The sequence below is a fragment of the Fischerella muscicola PCC 7414 genome, from assembly GCF_000317205.1.
GTDB classification, from domain to species: domain Bacteria; phylum Cyanobacteriota; class Cyanobacteriia; order Cyanobacteriales; family Nostocaceae; genus Fischerella; species Fischerella muscicola.
Genome location: NZ_AJLK01000072.1, coordinates 40602 through 50198, shown reverse-complemented (window position 1 = coordinate 50198; position 9597 = coordinate 40602). Strand labels below are relative to the sequence as shown.

The 9597-nt window shown below is 42.0% G+C and carries 7 protein-coding genes and 1 riboswitch; of the genes, 3 read left to right on the top strand and 4 right to left on the bottom strand.

What is annotated here, in order from left to right; all coding sequences use genetic code 11:
- Positions 1–113 precede the first annotated feature (113 nt).
- Together UYI_RS0110455 and UYI_RS0110450 are read right to left on the bottom strand one after the other, a co-directional pair.
- Positions 114–473: a type II toxin-antitoxin system PemK/MazF family toxin gene (locus UYI_RS0110455; protein WP_016866613.1), complete on the bottom strand. Its 360-nt coding sequence runs from the start codon at positions 471–473 to the stop codon at positions 114–116.
- The gene (locus UYI_RS0110450; RefSeq protein ID WP_016866612.1) at positions 470–745 is read right to left on the bottom strand and encodes a ribbon-helix-helix domain-containing protein; all 276 of its coding nucleotides are present in this window, start codon (positions 743–745) and stop codon (positions 470–472) included. The genes UYI_RS0110455 and UYI_RS0110450 overlap by 4 nt, the downstream gene beginning before the upstream one ends.
- 234 nt (positions 746–979) lie before the next feature.
- Positions 980–1074, top strand: a riboswitch (TPP riboswitch).
- Between the two features lie 7 nt (positions 1075–1081).
- Between UYI_RS0110450 and thiC the strand changes: the two genes are divergently transcribed.
- Complete coding sequence (thiC, locus tag UYI_RS0110445) at positions 1082–2461, top strand: phosphomethylpyrimidine synthase (RefSeq protein WP_016866611.1); 1380 nt, start codon at positions 1082–1084, stop codon at positions 2459–2461.
- A gap of 241 nt (positions 2462–2702) precedes the next feature.
- Here thiC and UYI_RS0110440 read toward each other — a convergent pair whose 3' ends face one another.
- Together UYI_RS0110440 and UYI_RS0110435 are read right to left on the bottom strand one after the other, a co-directional pair.
- Positions 2703–3830 carry a Gfo/Idh/MocA family protein gene (locus UYI_RS0110440; protein ID WP_016866610.1) on the bottom strand — a complete coding sequence of 376 codons (1128 nt, stop codon included), beginning with the start codon at positions 3828–3830 and terminating at the stop codon, positions 2703–2705.
- Between the two features lie 655 nt (positions 3831–4485).
- Positions 4486–4815: a hypothetical protein gene (locus UYI_RS0110435; protein ID WP_016866609.1), complete on the bottom strand. Its 330-nt coding sequence runs from the start codon at positions 4813–4815 to the stop codon at positions 4486–4488.
- Positions 4816–5233: 418 nt separating this feature from the next.
- Between UYI_RS0110435 and UYI_RS0110430 the strand changes: the two genes are divergently transcribed.
- Both UYI_RS0110430 and UYI_RS0110425 read left to right on the top strand, forming a co-directional pair.
- Entirely contained in the window at positions 5234–8617 is a 3384-nt protein-coding gene (locus UYI_RS0110430) for a PAS domain-containing protein (RefSeq protein ID WP_016866608.1), read from the top strand.
- Between the two features lie 212 nt (positions 8618–8829).
- Complete coding sequence (locus UYI_RS0110425) at positions 8830–9576, top strand: ABC transporter permease (RefSeq protein WP_016866607.1); 747 nt, start codon at positions 8830–8832, stop codon at positions 9574–9576.
- Positions 9577–9597 lie beyond the last annotated feature (21 nt).

The window sequence follows — 9597 nt, the reverse complement described above, 5'->3', positions numbered from 1 at the left end:
GTTATGATGCTAAACATCCTGCCCCTACAGCCTTACGGCAATCATGGGCAAGGTTTCAAAGAGGTGAACGTCCGGTGATACCGAAAAGAAATATATAGGCGATCGCTTTAAAATCATTCAAATTCAACTTGTCCTGGTAAATCCAAAGCAATGAGCAACGCTCGATTCAATAGCTGCAAAGATGCAGATGAAACTGTCCCTCGCAGACTCAAAAAACGATTTTTAGCTAAAGCACGCACTTGTTCTGCCATTGCTACAGAATCTCTATCTAAGCCTCCATCAGGGGCAGAAATCAGTACTTGACTCGGATAGATACGCTTTCCAAGGCGATAAGTCGTACAGGGAACTGCAAGTACAACTGAACTCGCAGCATTGATAGCGTCACGACTGACAATGATTACAGGTCGAATTCCTGCCTGTTCAGAACCTTCGGTCGGATCTAGACAAACATCATATACCTCACCTCTCCTCATTGCTGAGATTCACCTATTTGAAATGCTTCCCAATCAGCTTTCGCAAAATCATTATTTATTTTTCTAACTTCAGCTTGATACTCTACATCACCTGCCATTGCTGTAAAAGCAGCATCAATCTCAGCCCGTTTTTGTGCTGCTAATTCATGACGTATGGCACGAGCAATAAAATCATTGCGACTTTTGGCTTTTCCTTCCTTTACAGCACGATCAGTTGCTTCTAAAAGTTCGCCTGGCAAGGTTAGTGTTGTGCGGACAGTACTATTTTCCATGCTAGTTATCAAAATTTTGATGATTGAATTGATGCCTATTATGACATCTCTAATTATGACATCTTTAACATAAAGCTACGAATTCTTCATTCAGAGTAGGAATCTGGCGGCACACCACCCGCTCCGTTACTAATGAAAAAATAAGTCAAATTCTCTTCCCTTCTGCCCTCACACCACATAGTCATGAATTGTTAATTCCCTCTTCTTGGCCACTGTACAAAATGCTAAAATTAGCTCTCATGCTAGGGGTGCCTGTATGCAGGCTGAGATTATACCCTTTGCACCTGATTCCGGGTAATGCCGGCGCAGGGAAGCTGTTTATTGAGGAAAGCAAATATGCGGACAGAATGGGTCGCCAAGCGAAGAGGCGAGAGCAATGTGAGTCAAATGCACTATGCTCGTCAGGGTGTGATCACTGAAGAAATGCACTACGTCGCTAGGCGGGAAAATCTCCCTGTTGAGCTAATCAGAGATGAAGTGGCGCGGGGACGGATGATTATTCCTGCAAATATCAATCACACTAACTTAGAGCCAATGTGTATTGGCATTGCTTCCAAATGTAAAGTGAATGCTAACATTGGCGCTTCCCCTAACTCTTCTGATATCAACGAAGAACTGGCAAAACTAAAACTGGCGGTAAAATATGGGGCTGATACCGTCATGGATTTATCCACTGGTGGTGGTAACTTGGATGAAATCCGCACCGCTATTATTCAAGCTTCACCCGTTCCCATCGGTACAGTGCCAGTTTATCAAGCTTTAGAAAGCGTACATGGCAGGATTGAAAATCTCACTGCTGACGATTTTCTGCATGTAATTGAGAAACACGCCCAGCAAGGGGTAGACTACATGACTATCCACGCTGGGATTTTAATTGAACACTTGCCTTTGGTAAGAAACCGCCTGACTGGCATTGTCTCTCGTGGTGGTGGTATTTTGGCAAAATGGATGTTGCACCATCACAAACAAAACCCACTTTACACCCACTTCCGAGATATCATTGAGATTTTCAAGAAATATGATGTCTCATTTAGCTTAGGTGACTCACTCCGTCCTGGTTGTACTCATGATGCTTCTGATGAAGCCCAATTAGCAGAACTCAAAACCCTTGGGCAATTGACTCGTAAAGCTTGGGAACACGATGTACAGGTGATGGTTGAAGGCCCTGGACACGTGCCGATGGATCAAATTGAGTTTAATGTCAAAAAGCAGATGGAAGAGTGTTCAGAAGCACCTTTCTATGTGCTAGGGCCGTTGGTAACAGATATTGCCCCTGGTTACGACCACATCACCTCCGCTATTGGTGCAGCAATGGCTGGTTGGTACGGTACTGCGATGTTGTGCTATGTTACACCTAAAGAACACTTGGGTCTGCCGAATTCTGAAGATGTACGAAACGGATTAATTGCTTACAAGATAGCAGCCCATGCAGCAGATATCGCTAGGCATCGTCCTGGGGCTAGAGACAGAGACGATGAACTCTCCCGCGCTCGTTACAACTTCGACTGGAACCGTCAGTTTGAATTAGCACTCGATCCTGATAGAGCTAGGGAATACCACGACGAAACTTTGCCAGCAGATATTTACAAAACTGCTGAGTTTTGTTCTATGTGTGGGCCTAAGTTCTGTCCGATGCAAACTAAAGTTGATGCAGATGCATTGACAGAACTGGAGAAGTTCTTGGCCAAGGATAAAGAAGTTGTAGCACAAAGTTAATCTGTGTTCTTATTAGCCCTCAGACTAGAAGTCTGGGGCTAGACAAGCAAAGCCCACCTGTGTGGGCTATTTTTTGCTAGCGTTTATACAACTGAGAGTATGCAATTTTTTTGTAACTTTATGTGCTGTGCGATCGCTCAAGCAGGGTGGTTTCATACAAACACTAGAAAATGAAACAACCCTGCTTTGGGGATTAGAGGCTGTCTTGGTGGTGAAATTTTTTCAGCGAGACTGCCTTTGTTCAAGACTTGCCTGATGGATCAGCAGCATGAACTAAATCTGGCTGTTCTTCACTGGCTGGAATTTGAATTACCTGTTCACTTGTTGGTCTTGCTTGTTCTCTAAACTCGCGTAGTTCCACAGGTTTAGCTGTTTGTGCTGATGCGACAATAGCGCGAATAATGCGAACATCTGCTAAACCTTCCTCTCCTGATGGTTCTGGGTTTTGATTATTTAGTATGCAATCTGAGAAGTAAACAATTTCGGCAGCAAACTGATCACCAGCAGGATAAGATTGCTCCTGAGTCTGGTTATCAATAGTAATTTGTTGCTTCAGTTCTCCTTGATAGGAGTATGCAGAATCCATCCGTAAATCGCCTTTTGTTCCTAATATCTGCAAAGTAGAGACTGGTGCAACACCAAAACTAGAAGTAAATGTTGCCAGTTTATTACCAGGAAAACGCATAATAGCGCTAGTCATTTCGTCAAGTTCCTCAAAGCGCTTCTCACCGTTATTCGCACAAAAGGCAACTACTTCTGTTGGTTCATCTTGGAACAAATAACGAGCAGCATTTATGCAATAAACACCCATATCATAGACTGTACCGCCACCATTAGAAATTGGCTCTAAGCGCACATTACCTTCAGCTACTTGCTGAGAAAAGACAGAGTTAAAAATGCGCGGTTCACCTATTTTCCCAGAATTAACAATCTCTACCGCCTGCATATTGGCTTTATCAAAGTGCAAACGGTAGGCAATCATTAGCTTGACATTATTATCACGGCAAGCACGAATCATTTCTTCACATTCTTGTTCTGTTACTGCCATTGGCTTTTCGCAAAGTACATGTACTCCGGCATTAGCAGCTTTGACAGTGTATTCACAATGTAGATGATTAGGTAGAGCAATGTAAACTGCATCTGCTGCCCCACTTCTGAGAAATGCTTCGTATTCTTCGTAGGTAAAAACAGGAACATTATACTTTTCGCCTAGTTCGTGACGCTTGACTAAGTCGTCAGAAAATAATGCTACTAATTCCGAATTATCTGCATTTGCAAAAGCAGGTAAGACTGTTTCTTGAGCAATCCAACCTAGTCCAATCACTGCATAACGCACTTTGCTGTTTTTCTGATTTTGAACAGATGTCATTATTCTTTCCTCCACTTAAATAGGTTTATGACCTGGTAGCAAATTTTCTATATAAACACTCTGCGTTGAAAAATGCGAAGATTTTACGCAAATCTGTAATGATTCACTGGAATATTTTTACAAAGACAATAGTACTTATTAAATCTCTTCAAAAATCCAGATAATTTTTAATTACGAACACTCATGGAACACAGATGGACACAGATATGGATTCGGTGCAGGATACATAGATATTATCGGTGTTTATCGGTGTTCGTTTTTTTTGGAAATAGACTCTTGCGAGAAGTATATTAATTAGGGTGCGTTACGCTCTGCTTTCACGCACCAAAAACATATAATGCGTAGCGCACTTTCATTTATTTTTTTACTTTCAATATCAATGTAGCGCCGCTACACAAAGCTAATAAAGTGGGAGGAACATCTACACCTCTTTTTACCTCCCCTAAATGCACTTAATAGTTTATTTCTATATAGCCTCTAACAGAGTTGAATGAGAACAGCTTTAGATAAATTCTCAAACTAATCTAATTCTTCCTCTCCTTTGGCAACAGTGAGGAAGAGAGACATTGATAATATCTAAAGCTGTTTTAATGTTTAGCTAATATTTGTTTATTCTCGACAATCAACGATGAATTTATCGTTGATGCTAAACAAACTACCACCAAACTCGATTACCTTCTTCGTCTACTCTTGCTTGCCGAATGACATCAGAAATTTCTTCTGCATCCTTAACATGGTGAAGTGCCTTTTTTTCACCATCTGGCTCTTCTACTACAAAGTAGGTAGGAACTTTGATGTGATCTCCTGTGATGTCAGGAGAATCTACAGCTACTTGTTGACTTTTTTCTTCGATTGTTTGAGGTTCATCGGCAATGCGATCGCCAGGATTTGCTGTTAAATTTCTTTCCTTGACGTTTGGCTCTTGCTGGGAATGCCAATCTTCACTTACTGGTTGATTGATTTGATTTTCTTGTTGGTCTTTCATAAGTAAAATTTTTTGTGTTTTTTATTGATTTCGTTACTATGACCACTCTAGTCAATCAACTTCTTGATTTGCTCCTTCGTCAGGAGTAATCTCAGTTTATGTACATTGATATAAATATCAGAGTCTGTAGTTAATAGATAATAACCTATTGCTCTTTATTGCTGGATTTTTCTCAACAAGTATAAACAAATGACTACTGTACAGACTGATTTAGCTTATGATAGTTAGAGGCTGGGATCATGAAATATTTACCAAAACCAGTCTTTAATAACCAGTAATTACTAATCTGATTTTGAAAACAAATAAAAAATAAAGAATATCTATCATCCATCTATGGATAGAGGTTTTGTCCTAAAATCTAATTCATTAAGAGATAAACTTAGTTAAAATTTTGTATATTTTTCCAATTGGATAAAAAATGCCAGATTTTGAGCAGTCTCTACAACCATTGGCTGATGACAAGCTGTCTTGGCAGCAGCAAATCTCGGAACAATCTACGTCTTCGATGATTACAGAGCCAGAACAAGCAATGGTGCTTCAGCTTGCGGATGGTCGCATCCAGGCTTGTAATCCTGAATCTGAGCGGATTTTAGGTCTAACGGCAGAGCAGTTCATTGGGCGTAATTGGCTGGATACACCCTGGCAAGCCATTGGTGTAGATGGTTTTCCTTTGAGAAATGAAAATTATCCATTTATGGTTGCCCTAACCACAGGTAAACCCTGTTTGAATGTTGTGATGGGATTGTATCAGCCGCATGGTAAGCTTGTCTGGCTACTCGTGAACTCACAACCTTTGTTCTTACCAGGAGCAACTAAACCTTATAGTATTGTCACAACTTTTAGTGAGATTACAGTCACATCAAATTTACAATCGATTTTTGATGTGAATGAAGTTGCTTTAGCAACTGCCTTAACAGAAAGTCCAAATTTAATTCAAAGGATTGCTAGTAGTAGCTCAGGTGCGCTGTATCTTTATGATTTAGTTGAACAGCGTGTCATCTATATTAATCATCAAGTTACTCAAATTCTTGGTTACACCCAACACGAAATTCAATCAACAGGGCTGCAATCACTTTTGCAACGAATGTACCCTGAAGATATTGCTCGACTTCCCGCTCATTATGATCGCCTCAACTCCGTTCCTGATGGTGAAGTAGTTAGCTTTGAATTCCAATATCGACACGCAAACGGTGAATGGCGCTGGTTACGTTGCTATGATACGGTATTGCGGAGAACAGCCGAAGGTTTATCGCAGCGAATTCTGGGCTTCTGTGAAGATATTACAGAGCGACGGCGTACAGAAACCGCCTTACGACAAAGTAATGAACGGTTTGAACTCGCAGCAGCAGCTGTGAATTGCCTAATTTACGATTGGGATAGGAAAAGTGATTTTGTAAACAGAACTCAAGGTTTAACTAAGCTTTTGGGTTACACACTGGAGGAAACTGAACCAACCTCAGGATGGTGGCGATCGCATATTCATCCTGATGATCTCCAACAAGTTGAACAGGAGTTTACAGAAAGTCTAGCCCAGGGAGACCGTTTTTGCACTCAATATCGAGTCCGTCATAAAGATGGTTACTATCTGTGGGTAGAAGATCGGGGATTAGCAGTAAGAGATCATAATCACCAGATCATTAGAATAGTTGGCATCACTACTGATATAAGCGATCGCAAACAAACAGAAGCAGACTTGCGCGAAGGTGAAGAACGCATTCGCCTAGCCACCGCAGCAGCAGAGTTAGGAATGTGGTTTTGGGATCTCACCACCGATGAATTAATTTGGACTGTCAAATGCAAGCAGTTGTTTGGACTTGCGTCCAATATAGAAATAAGCTACGAGGTGTTTCTTAATTGTCTGCATCCAGATGATCGCCAGCCTACCCATGAAGCAATTAGACAAACTCTCCAAGGCAAGGTTGATTACGATGTAGAATTCCGTGTAATTTGGCCTAACGGTAGTGTACGTTGGATTGCAGCCAAAGGTCGCTGCTTGTACGATTATACAGGTAAGCCAGTGCGGATGATGGGTACTACCCAAGATATTACCGAGCGCAAACACACAGAGGAAGCCCTACGTCAAAGCGAAGAACGCTACAGAATGCTGAGTGAAGGCATTCCCGAAATGGTTTGGACAACCAATGCCCAAGGTATAACTGATTACACAAATCAGCGTTGGTATGAATATTCAGGGCTAACTCTCGAAGAAACCGTGGGAACTGGTTGGCACAAAGTACTGCATCCAGATGATTTAGAGGCTACCATCCAACGCTGGCAAGAATCTTTGCAAACTGGAATCCCCTTTGAAAACGAACAGCGTTTCAAAAGAGCCAGTGACAGTACATATCGTTGGCATTTAGTCAGAGCTTATCCTCTCACAGACAATCAAGGCAACATTATTAAATGGTTTGGGACTTGTACCGATATTCATGACCAAAAACAAATAGAACAACAACGCGCTCACCTGTTAGAGTTGGAACAAGCAGCCCGTGCAGAAGCAGAAGCTGCTAACCGCGTCAAAGATCAGTTTCTAGCCATTCTTTCTCACGAATTGCGATCGCCCCTCAACCCTATCCTCGGTTGGACAAAATTACTCAGAAGTCGCAAGCTAGATCCAACAGCCACAGATCGTGCCTTAGACACAATTGAACGGAATGCCAAATTACAGATTCAATTGATCGATGACTTACTAGATGTTTCCCGCATTCTCCGAGGCAAACTCAGCCTAAATTTAGCCGTCGTCAACTTAACAACAGTAATTGATGCGGCATTAGAAACTGTGCAACTAGCCGCACAAACCAAAAAAATTCAACTTGAGTATGTACCTCCAGACAGAGAGGATACGGGGACACGGAAGACAAGGAAGACAAACCAGACAAGGGGGAATTTCTCCACGTCTTCCATACTCGTTCAAGGAGACTCAAATCGCTTGCAGCAAGTCGTTGGCAATTTACTTTCCAATGCGGTTAAATTTACACCCAGTGGCGGTAGGGTAGAAGTGCGCTTAGAAGTAGTCAACGATGGGGAGATGGGGGGAACAATATCACCCCACCACCCCACCTCCCCACCTCCCTATCATGGAAGCCCCACTACCCCACCTCCCTATCACAAAAACCACTATGCCCAAATCACAGTCACAGACACAGGTATGGGTATTTCTTCGGAATTTCTGCCCCACGTATTTGAATACTTTCGCCAAGCAGATAGCAGTACCACCAGAAAATTTGGTGGATTAGGATTAGGATTGGCAATAGTCCGCCATTTAGTCGAATTGCATGGCGGTGTTGTTACTGCCGATAGCCCGGGGGAAGGACAAGGAGCCACATTTACTGTAAAATTGCCCCTTATAGAACAACAAGGGAAAGGTGGGGAAAAAGACACAGAACAACAAGGAGATAAGTTTACCTCTTCCTACCTAGCGGGATTGCGGATACTAGTAGTTGATGATAATCCAGACACACGAAACTTTCTTGACTATTGTTTAAAAGAGTATGGAGCGACAGTAACTGTTGCTGGTTCAGCCAACCAAGCTCTCACAACCTTAACACAATCACAGTATGACTTATTAATCAGTGATATCGGGATGCCTGAGGTAGACGGCTATAGTTTGATAGAGCAAATCAGAACCTTGCCTCCAGAACAGGGTGGAAAAATCCCAGCGATCGCATTAACAGCCTACGCTGGAGATAGCGATCGCTCACGACTATTAGCAGCAGGTTTCCAAGCCCACATTGCCAAACCAGTCGATACAGATCAATTATTGTTAGCGATCGCAGATTTATGTGGCAAAAGAAATAATTAAGTAGTCGTCATGAACAGAGTTGGCAACAAAGGATGAAAAGTTTATTCCTTCTGCCCTCTGCCTTTATTCTTGACTTTTATGCTTAACTGTGCTATCTTGGCGCTGACCAAATAACTAAAACCAAAATCATAAGCGTGAACATATCTCATTTACAAAAAAAACCGCGTGTCTTATCCTGGCAAGCGGTTTTCTCGCTATTAATGTTTGTGTTCATGTATCTGCCAATCTTGGTACTGGGCTTTTACAGCTTCAATAAATCACCTTACAGTGCCACTTGGCAAGGCTTCACCCTAGATTGGTATCGCCAACTATTTAGTGATGAGCGAATTTTGTTGGCTTTAAAAAATAGTTTAATAGTAGCCTTCAGCGCTGTAGGTATATCAGCAGTGCTGGGAACTTTAATGGCGGTGGGGTTAGCGCGCTATCAATTTCCAGGTAAAGCCTTGTATCGCGGTATTTCTTACCTACCATTGATTATTCCCGATATTGCGATCGCTGTTGCGACTTTGGTGTTTCTCGCAGCGGTTGCTATTCCTCTTGTTGGCATTTCTTTAAGTGTATGGACTATTGTCGCGGCTCACGTAGTATTTTGTCTGGCTTACATTAGTCTAGTTGTGTCAGCAAGATTGACTAATTTAGATCCCCATTTAGAAGAAGCCGCCTTAGATTTAGGAGCAACACCAGTGCAGGCTTTTATCAAAGTGTTATTACCTCAATTAATGCCTGGTATTATCGCTGGTTGTCTGTTGGCATTTGTCTTGAGTTTGGATGACTTTCTCATCGCCACTTTTACTGCTGGTAGTGGTTCCAACACTCTACCAATGGAAATTTTCAGCCGCATTAGAACAGGAGTAAAACCCGATATTAATGCTCTCAGTGTTATCTTAATTGTAATCTCTGCAACAGTTGCTTTGATCGCCGAATTAATCCGTGCTTCTTCAGAAAGAAATAGTTATTAGTCAATTGTCAATGGTCAATTG

Bases quoted from the DNA above. Each gene is read 5' to 3' on its own strand.
- UYI_RS0110430 (WP_016866608.1), top strand. From the start codon at position 5,234: ATGCCAGATTTTGAGCAGTCTCTACAACCATTGGCTGATGACAAGCTG.
- UYI_RS0110450 (WP_016866612.1), bottom strand. From the start codon at position 745: ATGGAAAATAGTACTGTCCGCACAACACTAACCTTGCCAGGCGAACTT.
- UYI_RS0110440 (WP_016866610.1), bottom strand. From the start codon at position 3,830: ATGACATCTGTTCAAAATCAGAAAAACAGCAAAGTGCGTTATGCAGTG.
- UYI_RS0110425 (WP_016866607.1), top strand. From the start codon at position 8,830: ATGTATCTGCCAATCTTGGTACTGGGCTTTTACAGCTTCAATAAATCA.
- thiC (WP_016866611.1), top strand. From the start codon at position 1,082: ATGCGGACAGAATGGGTCGCCAAGCGAAGAGGCGAGAGCAATGTGAGT.
- UYI_RS0110435 (WP_016866609.1), bottom strand. From the start codon at position 4,815: ATGAAAGACCAACAAGAAAATCAAATCAATCAACCAGTAAGTGAAGAT.
- UYI_RS0110455 (WP_016866613.1), bottom strand. From the start codon at position 473: ATGAGGAGAGGTGAGGTATATGATGTTTGTCTAGATCCGACCGAAGGT.